Genomic DNA, 17,987 nt, shown 5'->3' on the forward strand with positions numbered 1-17,987 from the left:
TACCAAAGCTACCCGCGATCCAGGGAGCTGCTTGCAGATGTTTTCTGAGGCGGACAGGTACTTCGCGATTCTGCTGGCCGTGCAGATCGTCATCCTCATCGTGCTCGGCGTGCAGAGCTGGATACGTCATCGTACGACGCGAACCAAAGCACGACGCGACTATACGGAAATCGCCCACGTCGCCCGTCTCGCGCTGGCCTCGGAGATCACCGCGTCGGTCGCGCACAAAGTTACGCAGCCGCTCAGCTCCATCCTTGCCGACATCGAGACCGCGCAGCTGATATTGAGTCGCAAGGAACCGGATCTGGCCGCCGTTCGCGACATTCTTGCCGATGTGCGCAAGGAGGATCTGCGCGCCAACAGATTTGTCGAGAGCATGCGCTTGCCTCTGCGCAAGCACGAGCTGCACCTGGAGCGCGTCGATGTGAACGAGCTGACCGCGGAAGTTCTGTCGATCGTGCTGCCGGATGCCATGCGTCGCAAAGTCGCGGTTCAAAGCACGCTCGAGCCTGGCTTGCCCCGCATTCCCGCCGATCGCTTACATCTACAGCAGGTGTTATTGAATCTGGTCGACAACGCACTCGACGCGATGGACGACACGCCTGCCAGGTCGCGCCACTTGCAGGTCTGCACCGAGGCGCAGGACGATGAAAACGTGAGGATCGCCGTGCTCGACAATGGCCCCGGCGTGGATCCCACGCACACGGATCGGCTGTTCGATTCGTTCTACACCACCAAGAGCGATCGATTGGGCCTGGGCTTGTCGATGGCACGAGCCATCGTGCACATGCATGGCGGAGATCTCTGGGCAGAGACGCGCCCCTCAGGCGGCGCTGCTTTCATCTTTACCGTGCCGCTATCGCAGAAGACCGAGACCGCTGCACACCGGCAGCGCGCAGTCACCACTTGAGTCATCGATGTTCGAGGACCTGCTAGCCAGCGTGCGGGATCATCCCATCGCCTGGCTGGCGCTGCAGATCTTGCTGTTGATTCTCGCCGTTCTCGTCTCGTATCTGATCACGCGCACGCTGCTGGTTCGTATCCTCAGTCGTGCAGCTCGCGTGACCGGGACACGCTTCGACGATGCCATCCTGGGCCCGGGCGTGATTCCCAGGCTGGCGCAAGTGGTGCCTGCGCTGGTTGTTTATTACGGCTCCACGCTGCTGCCGTCCATTCCAAACGCCGTGCTTCCCGCCTTGCGTCGTGGCGTGAGCATCTATCTGGTGCTGGCCATCACCACCGCGATCATGAGTCTGCTCACAGCCATCGGCGCGGCCTATGAACGCTACGATCCGCAACGAGCACGCGTACATCCAATCAAGAGCTATCTGCAGCTCGGTAAGATCATCGTGGGCTTGGTGGCCGCCATCTTCGTCGCCGCGGCGCTGTTCGATCGCGACCCGTTGTTGATTCTGTCGGGCCTGGGCGCGATGACCGCGGTGTTGATGCTCATCTTCAAGGACACCATTCAGTCGTTCGTCGCCGGCCTGCAGATCTCCGCCAACGACATGCTACGCGTCGGCGACTGGATCGAGATGCCGCAAGTGAAAGCCGACGGTCACGCCATCGACCTGTCGCTGCACACGGTGAAGGTGCAGAACATGGACAACTCCATCACGTCCATTCCCACCTGGCGCCTGTTCAGCGAAAGCTTTCGCAACTGGCGCGGCATGTTCGACTCCGGCGCCCGACTCATTCAGCGTGCGCTGGTGCTGGATCAAACCTCGATTCATTTTCTCGGCGCCGAGGAATGGGAAGGACTGCGCCGCTTCGCGCTCATCGACGAACACCTGGCGCACAAGCGTGCGGAGTTCGTGATGGCGGCGGACCTGGATCCAGTCAACGTGCGTCGCTCGACCAATGCGGGAATGTTTCGTGTCTATGTGCGCGCTTATCTGCGAGCGCATCCCCATGTCCGGCAGGACATGCCGATCCAGGTACGGCAGCTGCAGCCTGCGCCGAGCGGGTTACCGCTCGAGGTCTACTGTTACACCGCGACCGACTGGCAACGCTACGAAACCGTGCAGGCCGAGATCTTCGAGCACTTGCTATCGATCCTTCCGGAGTTCGGCCTGCGGGTGTTTCAACAGCCGAGCATGGAACCCAAAGCGCGACCCAGGTCGCGCCTGGATACAGAACCCGTCTAGTGAGTCGCGTCCGCCACGTTCGAGCGACGCCGCTTCTGCGCATACTCCTCGATGACATCAGAGCTGGCCGACTCGGCCCACTCCATTCCCTCCTCGGCTTTTTTTCCTGCGGCTTCCGCGACGTCGCCGACGCCTTCTTTGGCTGCATCGACCGCATCGCTCGCGTCATCGGCATCGAAACCTTCGCGCAGATTTCGTTCCATCGCGCGCTGAAATTCCTCGGCGATCGCCGAACCGAACTCACCTAACGCCTTGCGCTCGCGGATTCCCCAAAACACCAGCGCGCTGCCCGCGCAACCCGCGAGCACGCGACCGGTGATGCTCCAGCCGCTGGCACCCCGTGCCGACCTGAACGCGCGTCCCTCGTCGACGGCATATTCACCGTTGCCGCGATGCTCGCTCAGATGATCGGTCACGATGAACACGCCGGGCTGACGGCGCACTTCGTCGAGCACCCGCTGATGCTCTTGCGGTTGTAGGTGACCGCGAAGAATTACATGTCCGTGATCCACCGCCACGTCGATGGATTCCGGATGCGACACCGAATGACGGACAGCACCGCACACCGACCTGCTCACTTTCCTGTCGGAGTGCGGACGGAACGTGGCCTTCGGGCGCGATGCAAAGTAGCGTTCGGATGCGCCCCGCCGCAGATCGCGAGTGCTCCAATCGATGCGTCGAGCCGCGCGCCTGCACCGATCCTGTAACAGGACGCGACGTGAGCGCCCGTTCACCGGATCCAGAAAATATACGGCCGCGGCCGTGACCGCGGCGCCGACGATCGATCGTGCCAGAGAGTTCATGCAGGTCTCCTTAGGATTTGAACAATGCCGCGCCCGCAACACGCCAGGCCCGAAAAGATGCTACTCGGCCAGGTTACGAACGTAAGATGGACCTTGGGCTAACGCCGCGTGAGCCGGAGGCTCGGCAGTTGCGATCTGGCTTCTCGAGTACCCGTGCGTTCGATCAGCGCAGGCGGCTCGACGCCGTCCTCGAAGGGCGAATAATTCCACGAAGCACAAATCATCGCGGCGACCCGGCCGGCCCAGCCGGTGTGCTGTCCGGCGTTCGCGGCGCCTCGCATATAGACGTATTCGCAGAATTCCAGCAGCTTGGGACGATTGGCCGCCGTCACGCGGACCGCGACATGCTGATGAACGATCCAGCGACTCAGCTCCGCCGCACTCAATATCGAGCCCGCCAGCGGACACCGGATTCGAATCGCGGAACCATACAATGCCTCGATCTGTGACAATGCCCGGACCAGCAACATGCCCGCGGGCAGCGTTGCCCAGGCGGCGTTGTTCTCGCCGCCGAAGAGCCGATCCAGCACGGCGCGCAAATGCTCGGGCTTGCAGATTCGATCCGCATGCTCGCGATGAACGAAACGCACTTGCTCGCAGAACCCCGGCAATCCCGCGAGCGCTCCCGCACGGAACGCCACCGCGCCACTCAGCGCAAGCAGGCCGACCGAAGACAACACCTGGAACTGCATGCGATCGCTGATGATCAGCCGGAAGCCAGGCTCTTCGTCGAGCTCTTCGGCCCGCCCGTCGAGCATCGACGCTTCACAGTCCAAAGCGGCGATGGCAGCGATCAAAGACACGTAACATTCGATCGCGCGTTGCTCGTAGCGCGTGTCGTGAGCCGCCAGCTCCAACGCCATCTCGAGCATGCTCTGCGCGCGTATCGCCGCCCATCCGCCGCCGGCGGTTTGCGTCGACAAGGCCTCAAAGTTCTCGATCAAATCGCTACGCGCATCTTTCGGGCGACGCGGCCGCTGCAATCGATACATCAATAGCGCCGCCCACGGCTTGAGCGCCTGCCACTCGTGATGCACGGGACTGAGGCGATTACTGCGATTCTTCAGCTCGCCCTTGAGCAGCAAGCGCAGCTGATGAGCGGCGAGATCCGCATCGACACAGGCCAAAGCCAGTGTGTGCAACAACCACGCGGGCGATTCCAGATGCGGACATTCCCGCTTGTGAGGTGGCGCGACCACTTGAGCGACCTTCAAGCGAAACGCGGCCGGTTCGTGCACTTCGCCCGGCACGGCGGAGTTCGAGCGCCGGTCATAGAGCCAGCCTGTGACGGCCGAGACCCACACGGCTTTGTTCCAAAGCATATTGCAGAAGGCCCGCCGCACGTCGAAAGCCCCGACCGGGCTCTCGCAGGCATAGGTGATCACGGAGAAGAACTCGTTCGCGTCGTGGCGGTGTTGTTTCAAGCTGGCGAAGAGCTTTTCCAACGAGGGCTTGCCGACCGCCGGTATCGTCGACGTGAGCAACATGCGAACGCGCTGGACCGCGCGTGGCGCGAGGATCACGAGATAGTGAGCCGCGGCTCGCGTGCCGCCGCGATTCAGATCCACCGGCTGCGTACAGCCCGTAAATAAGAACGCGCCAGCCAGCTCACAATGCAGATAGTAAGCGCCCAATTCCGGATGGCGCGCGACCAGACACGGCACATCGGCCCGGCCGACGGCGCGCTCGATCACGATTCGCGGATCGACGAGCGCCCCCGCGTCCTGCCGGAACCAGAGTTGCGGCAAGACCTGCAAGGTCGCGGTTTCACAGCCGGTGTTCTTGATCTCAATCTGGATCAGGATCTCCTCGGGGCCCGACTTCGCGTACTCGACCATTACATCGAAGCACGCCGTCTCACGATGGCTCGAAGGCCGCTCCCGCTCGCGATATCTGTAGTGAGCACGCAGATAAGAATGCGTCGGCAGGTTGTCGGCCTGAGTACAACGTCTCGAATACTGCACCGGTACGGCGAGTGGACGTTCCTGCAAGCTACTGTCGCCGCCGCTTCGAATGGCAATGGCGAAGCATAGCCGCATTTGTTCGTCGCAGATGCCTACCGGGCCGTCGTCGCTGCATTCATACGCCCACGAGCGCAGTTGACCCGGCGCGACCGCCGGTGCTTCGTTGTCGGAACGCGCCCGAGTGCCAGGCCGGGCGCTGTCACGCAAGTACGGGCCCCACTTGCGCCATGGCACGCCTCGTTCGTTGGCCTCGCGCAGACGGCCATGCTCTGCGGTCATCGGTGCTCTCCCCGTTGGCTCCCGCGTTGAGCGACGACTTTGGCCGCGAGGCGCGAGAACCGGCAATTTACCCTTGGTCCAACATTCAACTTCGTTTGCCGAGCTGTGCGCGGATGCGCTGAGAAAAGTCCTCGCCGGAGTCCGCGGCCTGGGCCGCCTTGTTGATGTGGGCCTGGCGACGCAGCTCTTCGAAGGGTAACGAGCTGTCCAGCAGCTGACGGTGATAGAGGTAGCTGTCGAACAGGCCGTTCAGATAATGACGAATGTCGAAGCGCGAGCCCGGGCCGATGCTGTTGGCATAGCGCACGATGTTGAGCGTGCAGTTGTTGCTCAACAAATGATAGAACTCGGGCCGCTCCGCCAGCTCGTTGATGCGCTCCAGATAGATCATAAACAAGCGGCGTGCATTCTCCGGTGTGGTGCTGATTCGATACAGATATACATCCTCGGCACGATAGTTGGTGCGCACCCCGACGATGTCCCGCTCCTCGCCCACCACGTAGATCAGCTCGAACTGCTTGAACAACGAGCCGACCGGTGCGAACCCCTCGTGCGCCTCGGGCCGCGCCTCGATGGAAATGCTGATCGGCTCGGCGTCGTCGAACACGAAGCTCAGGAAGGTGTGGCCGATCGGGCCCGGCATCCAATAAGAGATATAGAAATCGACGCCGGTCAGACGCGACAGGTAGACCGTGCGCTCCCGATAGCGCGGTGTGAAATCGTCGGTGCTGCGGTACTTGAAATCGCGGACCCCGAGCAGGCGCACCTGATCGCCCGAAACCACGGCCCGAGGCAGGACCGCCACTTCAGGCCGCCAGTCGCGATCCAGCTTCGGCTTGATGGCGCTCCAGCCGACGATCACCACCATGTAGAGCGCCGCGAAGGTGAGCCACACGCGTCGTGAGCGCGTGAACCAGAACGCCCAGATCCCGAAAGCCGCGAACGCGATCGCCAATGCGAGCCGTAAACCCACCCACTGTGTCGGCCAGAACCAGAGGGCGAGCGCCGCCCAGATGACCAGCAGCGCCTGGATCAGGTGGCCGGTCGCATGCGCGAGCCATCGCAGAGCCAATCGCGTCCGAAGCAGCACCGACTATCTCTGGGCAGGCGTCGTATGCTCCGCGCGCTTCAACAGGAAAGCCGAGAGCAACGGCACTGGCCGACCGGTCGCTCCCTTGCGCTCGCCGCCGACCGATGCGGTCCCGGCGATATCCAGATGCGCCCATCGATAGCCCTTCGCAAAGCGGGACAGGAAACAAGCGGCGGTGACCGCACCTGCCGGGCGGCCGCCCAGGTTGCTCATGTCCGCGAAGTTGCTCTTCAACTGATCCTGATACTCATCCCACAGCGGCATGCGCCACGCGCGATCGCCGGTGTCGGTGCCGCACGAATACAACTCGTCGGCAAGCGCATCGTCGTTGGCGAACAGACCGCTGGTCTGCGAGCCCAGCGCAATCACACACGCACCGGTGAGCGTTGCGATATCGATGACGCAGGCGGGCTGGAATCGTTCGGCGTAAGTCATCACGTCGCACAGAACCAATCGGCCCTCCGCGTCCGTGTTCAAAATTTCGATGGTCTGGCCGGACATCGACGTGACCACATCGCCCGGACGGCTCGCATTGCCGCCAGGCATGTTCTCGACCGCGCCGACAATGCCGATCACGTTGAGCGGTAGCGCCAGACGCGCCACCATCTTCAACGCGCCGAAGACGCTGGCCGCGCCACACATGTCGTACTTCATCATGTCCAGATCGTCGCCCGGCTTGAGCGAGACACCGCCGGTATCGAACGTCACGCCCTTGCCGATCAGCACGATGGGCTTTTCCTCCGCTTCGCTGCCGAAGTACTTCATCACGATGACCCGGCACGGCTGATCGGAGGCGCGGCCGACTGACAGCGCGGACTCCATGCCCAGCTTCGCCATGTCCTCGCGCTCGAGCACCTCGACCGGAAAACCAAATTCCTTACCCAAGGCGCGGGCGGCATCTGCGAGATACCCTGGATTGCAGACGTTACCCGGCAGATTCCCTAAATCCTTGGTGAGCGCCATGCCTTCGGCAATCGCCCGGCCGCTGCGCACGGCATATTCGAGCTCAGGAGTCACATCCTCGTCGACCAACAGCGACAGCTGAGGCGTCGCGGTGCTGTTCTTCGAGTTTTCCTTCGAGGCCAGCAACGGCGCCGCGAACTTGTAGTAGCCGTCCGCGAGGACACGACTCGCCTGCTGTACGCACCATGCATCCGAACGATCCATGTCGGCCACATCGGGCAACGGCAGATCGATACTCCGAGTCGTGCTCGAGGCGAGCGCACGCGCTACCGCCGCGAGCGCGTTCAGATAAGCCTTGCCGTCGAACTCGTTTCGGGGACCGAGGCTGACCAGCAACACACGTCGAGTCGTATCTCCCGAGGCGTAGTACAACAGCAGCGTCTCGCCGATCTTCGGCGGCAACTCCGCTTGCTTCGCAAGCTCCTGCAAGCGCCCGTCCAACACAGCGTCGAATGACTGTGCCGCGCGTGGCAACGAGCCGTCCGCATACACGCCGAGCACCAGCAACTCTCCCTTGCCGGTTTGCGAAGCCGGCCGCAGGGTCATCTGTAAGGGCTCACGCCGACGCACCAGCTCGGCCGGTTTGGCATGCGATGAACCGTTCGCCTTTGCAGTCGCGGACATTTCAGCTCCTCCTCGTCGATTCACAGGCCCCACGGAATCCCGAACAAGTGCCAGGCCGCGAGCAACAGAATCCACAACACGAAGACGATGATCACGTAGGGCAGCATCAGGGCGATGACCGTGCCGACGCCGGCCTTGGGGTCGTACTTTTGTGCGAACGTCACGATCAGCGCGAAGTAAGCATTGAGCGGCGTCACCGCATTGAATGGAGCATCACCGACGCGATAGGCCGCGAGCACGGCTTCGGGATCCACATTGAGCCGCATCAGCAGCGGCACGAACACCGGGGCGAAGATGGCCCACTTGGGAATGGCGCCCGTCATGATCAGATCGAGCACGGCGACCACCACGACGAACCCGATCAGCAGCGTGAGCGGACCGAGACCGGCCTCCTCCAGCCAGTCGCCGAGATTCACGGCGGCGAGCGTCGCCATGTTGCTGTAGTTGAAGAACGCGAGAAACTGACTGATGACGAACAATAGAAACAACAGGCTCGCCAGACTGCGGATCGCCTTCTCCATCGCATTGACGACATCGACCGTGCTCTTCATCGTGCCAGCGCCCTTGCCATAGGCCCAGCCCGCGGCAAGAAACAGAATCATGATGAACACGATCAAGCCATTCATGAACGGCGAGTCGCCAATGAGATCGCCGGTATCTGGATTTCGCAACGGCGCGCCGCTCGGCAAGCTCAGCGCCATGAACACTGCCAGCACCACGAAAATGGCGATCCCGGAGTAACGCAATCCCCGCGTTTCCTCCGGCGTCATCTCGCTACGTTCGACCACCGTCTCGTTGCTGGTGTATGCGCCGAGCCGCGGCTCGACAATCTTCTCCGTGATCAGCGCCACCGCGACGGTCAGCAGCAGCACCGACGCCGCTGAGAACCAGAAGTTCGCGGTGAGATCGATGGACAAGTTGGGATTGAGCAAATGAATGGCATCGTTGGTGATGCCGGTGAGAATGCCGTCCAACGGCTTGATCAGAATGTTGGCCGTGAAAACGGCGGCGACGCCCGCGAATGACGCGGCCAGGCCAGCGAGGGGATGCCTGCCGAGACTAAGGAACGCCGCCGCCGCGAGCGGAATCAGCACCAGATAGCCAGCATCCGCGGCGATGCTGGAGAGGATGCCGATGAACACCAAGATGTACGTCATCGCCGCCGGCGGCGCGACGTTCACCAGCTTATGGATCAACGCTTTGATCAGGCCGGACTCCTCGGCCACGCCGACACCGAGCATCGCGACGATGATCACGCCGACGGCGTTGAAGTTCATGAAGTTCTGCACCACGCCTTCGAACATGAAACGAAAGCCGTCGGCGGTCAGCAGGCTCTGCGCCGTGGTGGTGAGCTCTTCGACTTCGCCGGTATCGGCATTGATGGATTGATACGTGGCGCTGGCACCCAGCATGTAGAAGACGTGCGAGAGCACGATCACCAGCGCGATCAACAGGACGAAGATGACGACCGGATGCGGCACCTTGTTGCCCACCCGCTCGACGACGTCGAGGAACCGCTCGAATCCTGATTTGCCTGACGGGTGCGATGAGCGGCGATGATTCCGGTCATCGTGCACGTCCCCGAGATCGTGGGGACTCAATGTGTGAGAGCGCTTCGCCATAGCCACCTCTACGGCGCGCGTGCGCCGTGCGCGAACCTCGAACCATCAAGCAGCTTCGAGCGCATCGCGCAGCGTCTGTTCGGTGTCCTTATCCAGCGAGGTCTGATACACCTTGCCCTTACCGGCGAATTCCTTCAGCCCGGCCACCACTTTGTCCACAGTCGCACGACGCACCAGCACGAACAGCGCCGACGAGCCGGGTTTGAAGGACGCAGCGATCTCTTTCATCATTTGATCGTTGAGCCCGATGTCGGTGAACTTGCCCGTCACCGCGCCGGCGGTCGCGCCGATCGCCGCGCCCAGCAAAGGATTGAGAAAGATCAAGCCGATGAGCATGCCCCAGAACCCGCCGCCGATAGCGCCCGCCGAGGTCAGGCTGGTGGCCTGATCGAGCTTGGTCTTGCCGGACTCGGTCTTGGTGACGACCACCGAATCCTCCAGATCGATCAGATACTCCTTCTGCATCTTCAACAGCGAGGTGCGCATCTCGAACGCCGTGGTCGGGTCGTCGAACACAACAGCTATCAGCTTGCTCATCGCGCGTCTCCTTGGTGGGGGCGCGGGGGAGCATCGAAGCGCGACGGTGAACAGTCTATTGGGCCAAGGCCCAACGCAGCGCAAGCGCGCTTGGCGGTATCAAGCTTTTGCATGCACGCGTCATCCGGCACCGACGACATCGACGCTTCCATTCAGGACGGGACCCGCGCCGCCTCGTGGACCCCGATGATCGTGATCGTGCTCGCGCAGATCATGATGATCTTCAACATCTCGACCTTGCAGGTGTCGATGGATGCCATCGCCCGCAGTCTCGGGACAGCGGCGACGACGCTCGGCACCGCAATCGTCACTTACGCACTCGTGGTCGCCGCGCTGATATTGCCGGGTGCGCGCGTCGCACAGTTGATTGGATCGCGTCGCGTATTTCGCGCGTCGGTGGGCTTGTTCGGCATCGGCATGGTCGTCATGGCGGCGAGCTTCGATGTGACATTGATGATCGTCGCGCAGGTCATCGCCGGCATGGCCGCAGCCATGCTGGTACCGACCCTCGTTGTGCTGGTCGCAGATAACTATCGAGGACATCAGCAGGCGAAGGCGCTCGGTTGGCTCGGCGGCGCACCGGCGATGGGCATCGTGCTTGCGTTCCTGCTCGCAGGAACGCTGACCGGCTGGGTGGGCTGGCGAGCGATGTTCGGATTGTTGGCGGCGCTCGCCATCGCGCTGCTGCAATTCAGTAACAAACTCAGCGCCGAGCGCAAACCGATGCACGTCGACATCGATTGGATCGGGGCGGCGCTGGCCGGCACCGCCGTCGTGCTCATCAGCCTGGGCACCAGCCATCTTTCCTCGTGGGGCACCTTGCTGGCGCGACCCGACGCGCCCTTCTCCATCCTCGATCTATCGCCCGCGCCGCTGATGGTTCTGATCGGTGTCTTTCTATTGCAGGCGTTCATCTCCTGGTCGCGACGGCGGCGCGAGTTGGGACAGGATTCGCTGGTCGCGCTCGAAGTGGTCGCCGGCACGTCCGAGCGAGCCGCGATGTTTTCGATTTTCATCGTGAGTGCGCTCGCCTCCGCCATCACGTTTTTGATCCCGCTCTATATTCAAGTCGTCCAAGGCCGCGGCAGTTTCGAGACCGCGCTGAGCGTCATTCCGTTCTCCGTGGCCAGTTTCATCGCGGCCGTGATGGTGGTTCGTCTGAAGGGACGCCTCAGCCCCGCGCACATCGGCCGCTATTCGTTTCTATTGGTGACGCTCGGCCTGGCCCTGCTCGGCGCGACGATTCGCAATGACTGGAGTCATTCGATGGTGATCTTCGGCATGGCGGTCGCGGGCTTCGGCGAAGGCGCATTGGTCACACTCCTATTTAATGTATTGGTCACGGCCTCCCCCAGAGAGCTGGCAGCTGACGTGGGCTCGGTGCGCGGCATCACCAACAATCTCGCAACGGCCGTGGGCACAGCTCTGGCGGCCACGCTGCTGATCAGTCTGCTCGAAGGCAGCGTTCACTACGAGCTCGTCCATACGACGGAACTGCCCGACGAAGTCACCGCGCAGGTGGATCTGGACAGCATCTCGTTCGTCAGCAATGCCCGACTGGAGCGAGTGCTCGCAGACACCGACGCCGCCCCGGAGCACGTCGCCGAAGCCGTTCGTATCAACACCGAGGCGCGCCTGCTGGCATTGAAAGCGACGTTCTTTGCGTTGGCAGGCTGTGCGCTGCTGGCGTTCTTCCCCGCCGGTGCGCTGCCTGGTTATGTTCGCGATTCGACGAAGCGCGGCGCGTCCAGCGTCAAGGACGAGCACCACCATCCCACCGCATCGTCGCCCGCGTGATCGACAAGGTACGCTTCAATTGGCTGCCGCTGGCGATCCTGGCGAGCGCTCAAGTGTTGCTGGTCTTCAACATCGCGACCTTGAAAATCTCCATCGAGGGCATCGTCACCGCGTTCGAGACGGGTTCCGGGATGGTGAAGACCGCGATCATCATGTACTCACTGGTGGTCGCGGCCAGCATTCTGGCCAGCACCCGTCTCGCCATCATCATCGGCGCGCGTCGCATCTTTCGCGCGTCGATTGCACTCTTCGGTCTCGCGATGGCCGCCATGGCCTGGAGTCCCAACGCAAGCGTGCTGGTGCTCGCACAGATGATTGCCGGCGCCGCGGCGGCGGTGCTGACACCCGCGTCGGTGCAATTGATTGCAAATCACTATCCCGGAGAACAGCGAGCCATCGCCCTCGGCCGCCTGAGTGCGACACGCAGCCTGAGCCTGGCACCGGCGTTTCTGATTGCCGGCGCCATCGCAACCTGGAATGACTGGCGTATCACGTTCATGCTGCTATTGGTCCTGGCGGCCGGCGTGTACTTCTGTAGTTTGTATCTGCGACACGATCGAGGCTTGCTGCCCAATGTGAAAATCACCAGCACGGAAATCGCGGGGCTCGCCGCCGTCGGGCTCGCCATGTTGCTCATCGGTCTGTCCACCGACAACATCACCAACTGGGGCATGGTGAGAGCGCGTCCGGGCGCACCGTTCAGTCTGCTCAGTCTCTCGCCGGCGCTGATCGGCATGCTGCTCGGCGCGGCCCTCATCAAGCTGGTGCTGGTGTGGATGGGCAGACGACACGTGGGCGGCTGCCTGGGCGTGATGCAGTTGCTGAACACGCCAATGCAACGATCCATGTTGCTGTCGATCTTCACCATCGCCGCGGTCAGCTCCGGCGTCACCTTTCTCATTCCTTTGTATATAGAGATCGTGCAGGGGCGCAGCAGCCTGGCTACCGCCTATGCACTCGTGCCCTTCACCATTGCCAGCTTCGTCGGCGCCTTGTTCGTCAGCCGCTTCGGCACGCCCGTGGCCATGCGGAACGCCACTCGATATGCGTTTCTCGCGGTGGGCACGGGCCTCGTGTTACTCGGAGCGATCGTGCGCAACGATTGGAGCGACGCGTCGGTCGTGCTCAGCCTCGCGGCCATAGGTCTCGGCGAAGGCGCGCTGGCAACGTTGCTTTTCAAAACGCTCGCGGCCGTTGCCCCGCTGGAGGTGTCGGAAGATGTCGAGCCGCTGTGCTCGGCGACCAGTCACTTTGCAGCGGCCGTCGGAGCAGCCATCGCCGGTGCGCTCGTCATCGGCGTCCTCAGTCTCAACGTGAATCGTCATCTGGCCAGCGATCCGGCCATCGGCACTGAACTCCGCGCTCACCTCGACTTGAACCGCGTAGCCTTCATCAGCAACGACCGGTTGCAGCAGGTGTTGGAGCAAGCGGCGCTCACACCGGAGCACATCGCGAATGCCGTGCAGATCAACACGGACGCACGACTGTTCGCGCTCAAGCTGTCGTTCTTCGCGCTTGCCGGGCTGACGTTCGTCGGTTTCCTGCCGCACGCACGAGATCGCTAATTCAGAAGCGACAGGTCGCAGCGGCGCCGGTGTCGGTCGGCATTCGTTCCTTCGGCACGATGACGACCTCGCCCTTCATTCGCAACACCATACCCGCGAGATCGCTCAAAACATCGCCGACCTCGGGATCGCTCAGCACGCCGCGCTCGATCTGGCCGGTCTGAGGATTGACGCGGCCCGGGATCTGCCGATCGGCCTCGACGAGCAGGTTCTGCACGCGGCCCGCGACCGTCGCCCCCGCCACCTCGGCGAGATCGTCATAGCCGAGATCACGTGCCTTGGCGACTTCAAATTCCCGCACCAGCAGTGCCAGGCGCTCGAGATACAGCGGCTCCATCTGCTCCCAGGCGAGCGCACGCAAATCATCCAGGCCGATAGCGCCGGGATCGACGTCCACACCCATGCTCAATAGATGCGGATTACGGCTCAGGTTACGGAAGGGCGTGTGATATTCCTTCAACGCCACCAGCATCAACGGCAGCCCGGTCGGCTTGGAGTGATGCTCCATCACGCCCCGATCGACCGCGCGGAAGAAGCGGTCGCGATCGCCATCCACCTCCTCCTTCTTCTGGCCGACGCCGTGATAGATGGGCGTTTGACCCGACGCGGAGCGCACCGATTGATGCTGATCGGTCAGCTCGGTACCCAGCGCCTCGGTGATGCTCGACGGCGTGTCGATGAGCTCGACCGGATCGAGCGCATCGCGATTGCCCTCGAACAGCTGCGCCCGATCGCGGGTCAGGCACAAGATCTGATAGCGGTCCGCCGACTGCGAGATGCGCAGCAACGGCTTCAGATAAAACGTGTCGGCGACGATCAGATTCTCCTGCACCGGCCGCTGCAGCTCGATTACCTCGAACATATCGGGCGCGGCCAGCATCGCCAGGCCGTCGGTGCGATGATTCCAGAACTCGCCGTCGTGGCTCAGCGGCTGGAACTTCTCCAGCAGCGAGCGCACGTCGCGCTTCTCGTACTTCTGCAGCAATGAGCCTTCCATCTCTCGCAGCAGGTTCCGATAGCGGATCGGGTCTTGCAGGCTGTCCGGGTGATGCCGATGGGTGAACTGATAGAGCGAGATACAGGGTGGGCCATGTTTGTCCAGTAACGAGAGTAATTGATGAGTCGAGAATTGCCGCATGACGCCCCCTCTTCACGATGCGCTCAGTGTCTGCGTTGCTCGCCCGTCAGGCGTTCGGCCGTAAGCAACGACGAGACCTCTTCGCGCGACAACAACCCGGAGGCGACGACCACGTCGACGATATCGCCGCCGTCCGCCAACGCTTGTTTCGCCAGCCGCGCCGCGGGCTCGTAGCCGATATAAGGAATCAGCGCGGTGATCACGCCGACGAATGAGCGCGAGCTCTCCTCGAGCCGGCCCACGTTCGCTTGCACGCCGATCACGCAATGCTCGCGCAGTGTCGTGACCGCCGCTGTCAAATATTTCAGGTTCTCGAACAGTACGTGCGCCATGACCGGCACGAACGCGTTGAGCTGCAGCTGTCCCGCCTCCGCCGCCATGGTCAATGTCACATCGCCGCCGGCAACGACAAAGGCCACTTGATTCACCGCCTCGGGGATCACCGGATTCACCTTGCCCGGCATGATGCTCGAGCCCGCTTGACGCGGCGGCAATTTAATCTCGCCGAAACCTGCCTGCGGGCCGGAACTCAGCAGTCGCAGATCGTTGCAGATCTTGGAGAGCTTCATGGCGCACTTCTTCAATGCGCCGGACAGATCCATGAAACACCCGACGTCGGTCGTGGCTTCGATCAAATCGGGCGAGGTTCGCAGCCCGTAGCCGGTGATCTCGGCGAGGTGCTGTCGAGCCGCGTCTCCGAACTTCGCGTGCGCCGCGATGCCCGTGCCGATAGCGGTCGCGCCGAGGTTGATCTCGCACAACTGATTCATCACATGCTCGAAGCCGAGGCATTCCTCGGCGAGCGCGATCGCGAAGGCTTGAAACTCCTGACCCAAGGTCATGGGCGCCGCGTCCTGCAGTTGGGTCCGGCCGATCTTCACGATGCCGGAGAACTCGGTGCCCTTGGAATGGAAGGCCGTCGCCAGCGACACCAGCTCGACTTGCAAGCGCTCCAGCGCCAGATGCAAGCCGACCTTCAACGCGGTCGGATACGTGTCGTTGGTGCTCTGGGAACAGTTCACGTCGTCGTTCGGGTCGATGCGCTGGTAGTCGCCTTTCGGGTACCCGCCCATCTCCAGCGCGCGATTCGCGATCACTTCGTTGAAGTTCATGTTGGTCGACGTGCCGGCGCCGCCTTGCATGATGTCGACGACGAATTGATCTCGCAGCGAGCCGTCGCGGATCTCATTGCAGGCCCGATCGATCAACTCCGCTTTCCATCGCTCGAGCGCGCCGACATCCGCATTCGCCCGGGCCGCGGCCTGCTTGACGCACGCGTAGCCATAAATGAAATCGGAGTACACAGAGATCGGACGACCGCTGATAGCGAAATTCTCGAGCGCCCGCGAGACATTCACACCCCAGTAGGCATCGGCCGGCACCTCTCTCTCGCCGAGGCTGTCCATCTCCGCGCGTACGCGGCCGCTGCCCTGCGGCTGCGTACAGATACTCCTGCGAAATGCCTCGTCCGCTTGAGGATCGCTCATGGTTCGCCCTCGGTGGTCCGTTGCCTTTTGCGAGGACCCTATCTCACCTGCCAAGGGCCCAGCGTAGGACCAAGGTCCAACTGTTCGCCTCGGGCTCCGCGCCCAGAGTCGCGGGCGGTGAGCCGCTCCACGTTTGTCCATTCCAACTTGCTTCGCGCAGCTGCCAGCGAGTACGTACGCGACTACGCGCACTACTTCGCCGGTGCGATGGTTTACTACGCGCTGCTGTCGCTGGTGCCGTTGCTCGTGCTGTTGATGGCGGCGTTGGGATGGCTGTTGCGCCTGTCGCCATTCGCGACGGATCTGGAGCATCAACTGCTCAACACAGTCGAGATCGCGTTCGGTGCCGACTTGCGCGTCGCCGTCGAGCAAGTGTCCGAACACCTGCAACGCGGCTCGATCCTCGCCACACTCATCGGCCTCGTCGGATTGTTGCTCACCTCCTCGGCCCTGTTCGCTCACCTTCGCATGACCTTCCGTGCAATCTGGAAACGAGCGCCGCCGCTTGCGTCCGGCTCGTTGCTTCGTGCCATACAGATGAAAGTCACGGAGCGCGTCATCGCCTTCGGCATCATGTGCGGCGGTGGCGCCCTGCTGTTGGCGTTGCTCGCGATCATCGGCACCTTGCAATGGCTCGCAGCGCTGCCAGGCGAAGTGCCGTTGCTTGGAGATACGTTGAGCTGGCTGCTGCCTCTGCTCGGCTCGCTCGTCATTGCGCCGCTCACATTCGCATTGCTGTTGCGAGCGCTGCCGCCCGAACAGCTGAGTTGGACTGATGTCCGGTTGACGGCGATCCTGCTGGGGCTCACCTGGATCTTCGGTGCCGAAGTCCTGTCGGTGTATGCCGCCCATGCCGCCAGGAAGTGGAGCGCCTACGGCGCCATCGGCGGCATTCTGATCGTGATGTTATGGGTGCACGCCATCAGCAAGATGCTGTTCTTCGGCGCCGAGCTCAGCAAGGTGACTCATCTGGCCCGGACTAGTATTGATAGAACGCGTCCTGCACTGCCTTGCGATCCAGCTCGTGAGCGAGGCACAGCTGCAGCAGTATCCGGCTCTTCTGCGGACTGAGCTGATCGGCGACCACGAAGCCGAGATCGTCATCGTTGAGCTCGACGCCTCGCTCGACATCGCCGCTGCCAACACGAGTGGCGCGGACCACGATCACGCCGGATTTCACTGCCTCTGCCAGCGAATTCACCACGGGCCCCGGCACATTGCCGTTGCCCACGCCAGCGATCACGATCCCGCGTGCGCCAAGCGACACACTCGCGCGCACCAAATCGGCGTGCATGCCGGCGTGTGAGAACAAGACGTCGACTCGGGGCATGCGACGCTCGCCGTCCGCCGAAAAGCCCGACTGAGTCGTATGCCGTCGCACCGGACGACGGAAGTAACGAATGCGCCCCAGTCGCGCCGTGCCCAGCAATCCCGGTCCAGGCGATATGAACGTCTGCACATCCGTCGTGCTCGACTTCGTCACATCGCGCGCACTGTGCAAATCGTCGTTGATCGCCAGCATCACTCCGCGATTGCGTGCATCGCGGTCCGCCGCGACCGAGACCGCGTTATATAAATTGAGCGGTCCATCCGCGCTCAATGAAGTCGCGGGACGCATCGAGCCGGTGAGCACGACGGGTCGTTCCGATGTCACCGTGAGATGCAGGAAGTAGCCGGTCTCTTCGGCGGTATCGGTGCCATGCGTAACGACGACACCGTCCGCCGCGTCGCCCTCGAAGAGCTCATTGATCCGATTCGCGAGCCCGCGCCACAGCAGCTCGTTCATATCCTGACTGCTGATCTGTGCGAACTGCTCGCCCGTCACTTCAGCCAGCGATGCCAGCCCCGGCACGCTGTCGATCAGCTGTTCGATCATGACCGAGCCTGGACGATATGCAGACGAGGTATCCGTCGCGCCTCGTCCCGCAATGGTGCCGCCGGTCGCCAGAATGTGCACTCTCGCCATGGCTG

14 protein-coding genes are annotated in these 17,987 nt (G+C 62.5%); 5 read left to right on the forward strand and 9 right to left on the reverse strand.

What is annotated here, in order from left to right; translation table 11 throughout:
- The first annotated feature begins 37 nt into the window (after window positions 1-37).
- Entirely contained in the window at window positions 38-910 is an 873-nt protein-coding gene (locus ACFPN2_RS31100; RefSeq protein WP_380606700.1) for a sensor histidine kinase, read from the forward strand.
- 7 nt (window positions 911-917) lie between these two features.
- On the forward strand, window positions 918-2,147 hold the full coding sequence (locus tag ACFPN2_RS31105) for a mechanosensitive ion channel family protein (RefSeq protein ID WP_380603991.1): 1,230 nt from the start codon (window positions 918-920) through the stop codon (window positions 2,145-2,147).
- Here the strand turns inward: ACFPN2_RS31105 and ACFPN2_RS31110 are convergent.
- The 6 genes from ACFPN2_RS31110 to ACFPN2_RS31135 all read right to left on the reverse strand — a co-directional run bounded on the left by ACFPN2_RS31110 (window position 2,144) and on the right by ACFPN2_RS31135 (window position 10,029).
- Window positions 2,144-2,950 carry a hypothetical protein gene (locus tag ACFPN2_RS31110; RefSeq protein ID WP_380603993.1) on the reverse strand — a complete coding sequence of 269 codons (807 nt, stop codon included), beginning with the start codon at window positions 2,948-2,950 and terminating at the stop codon, window positions 2,144-2,146. The two genes, ACFPN2_RS31105 and ACFPN2_RS31110, sit on opposite strands and share 4 nt — an antisense overlap.
- A gap of 98 nt (window positions 2,951-3,048) precedes the next feature.
- Window positions 3,049-5,193 (reverse strand): hypothetical protein, encoded by a 2,145-nt coding sequence (locus ACFPN2_RS31115; RefSeq protein ID WP_380603995.1) that lies wholly within the window; start codon window positions 5,191-5,193, stop codon window positions 3,049-3,051.
- 85 nt (window positions 5,194-5,278) lie between these two features.
- On the reverse strand, window positions 5,279-6,283 hold the full coding sequence (locus ACFPN2_RS31120; protein ID WP_380603997.1) for an Lnb N-terminal periplasmic domain-containing protein: 1,005 nt from the start codon (window positions 6,281-6,283) through the stop codon (window positions 5,279-5,281).
- A 3-nt stretch (window positions 6,284-6,286) separates the two neighbouring features.
- On the reverse strand, window positions 6,287-7,792 hold the full coding sequence (locus ACFPN2_RS31125; protein WP_380606702.1) for a leucyl aminopeptidase: 1,506 nt from the start codon (window positions 7,790-7,792) through the stop codon (window positions 6,287-6,289).
- A gap of 98 nt (window positions 7,793-7,890) precedes the next feature.
- Window positions 7,891-9,492: an AbgT family transporter gene (locus tag ACFPN2_RS31130; protein ID WP_380603999.1), complete on the reverse strand. Its 1,602-nt coding sequence runs from the start codon at window positions 9,490-9,492 to the stop codon at window positions 7,891-7,893.
- Window positions 9,493-9,537: 45 nt separating this feature from the next.
- The gene (locus ACFPN2_RS31135; RefSeq protein ID WP_380604001.1) at window positions 9,538-10,029 is read right to left on the reverse strand and encodes a DUF1269 domain-containing protein; all 492 of its coding nucleotides are present in this window, start codon (window positions 10,027-10,029) and stop codon (window positions 9,538-9,540) included.
- Between the two features lie 111 nt (window positions 10,030-10,140).
- Between ACFPN2_RS31135 and ACFPN2_RS31140 the strand changes: the two genes are divergently transcribed.
- Entirely contained in the window at window positions 10,141-11,826 is a 1,686-nt protein-coding gene (locus tag ACFPN2_RS31140) for an MFS transporter (RefSeq protein WP_380604003.1), read from the forward strand.
- On the forward strand, window positions 11,823-13,391 hold the full coding sequence (locus ACFPN2_RS31145; RefSeq protein WP_380604005.1) for an MFS transporter: 1,569 nt from the start codon (window positions 11,823-11,825) through the stop codon (window positions 13,389-13,391). Before ACFPN2_RS31140 ends, ACFPN2_RS31145 begins: the two co-directional genes overlap by 4 nt.
- Window position 13,392: 1 nt before the next feature.
- Here ACFPN2_RS31145 and ACFPN2_RS31150 read toward each other — a convergent pair whose 3' ends face one another.
- Window positions 13,393-14,529: a baeRF3 domain-containing protein gene (locus tag ACFPN2_RS31150; protein ID WP_380604007.1), complete on the reverse strand. Its 1,137-nt coding sequence runs from the start codon at window positions 14,527-14,529 to the stop codon at window positions 13,393-13,395.
- Between the two features lie 23 nt (window positions 14,530-14,552).
- Window positions 14,553-16,016 carry an aspartate ammonia-lyase gene (locus ACFPN2_RS31155; RefSeq protein ID WP_380604009.1) on the reverse strand — a complete coding sequence of 488 codons (1,464 nt, stop codon included), beginning with the start codon at window positions 16,014-16,016 and terminating at the stop codon, window positions 14,553-14,555.
- Window positions 16,017-16,133: 117 nt separating this feature from the next.
- Between ACFPN2_RS31155 and ACFPN2_RS31160 the strand changes: the two genes are divergently transcribed.
- A complete protein-coding gene (locus ACFPN2_RS31160) occupies window positions 16,134-17,087 on the forward strand; it encodes a YihY/virulence factor BrkB family protein (RefSeq protein ID WP_380604011.1) in 954 nt (317 codons plus the stop codon).
- Here ACFPN2_RS31160 and ACFPN2_RS31165 read toward each other — a convergent pair.
- Window positions 16,996-17,982 (reverse strand): asparaginase, encoded by a 987-nt coding sequence (locus ACFPN2_RS31165; protein WP_380604013.1) that lies wholly within the window; start codon window positions 17,980-17,982, stop codon window positions 16,996-16,998. The genes ACFPN2_RS31160 and ACFPN2_RS31165 overlap by 92 nt on opposite strands.
- Window positions 17,983-17,987: the final 5 nt, after the last annotated feature.

The sequence above is a fragment of the Steroidobacter flavus genome, assembly GCF_042651805.1.
Lineage (GTDB): Bacteria > Pseudomonadota > Gammaproteobacteria > Steroidobacterales > Steroidobacteraceae > Steroidobacter > Steroidobacter flavus.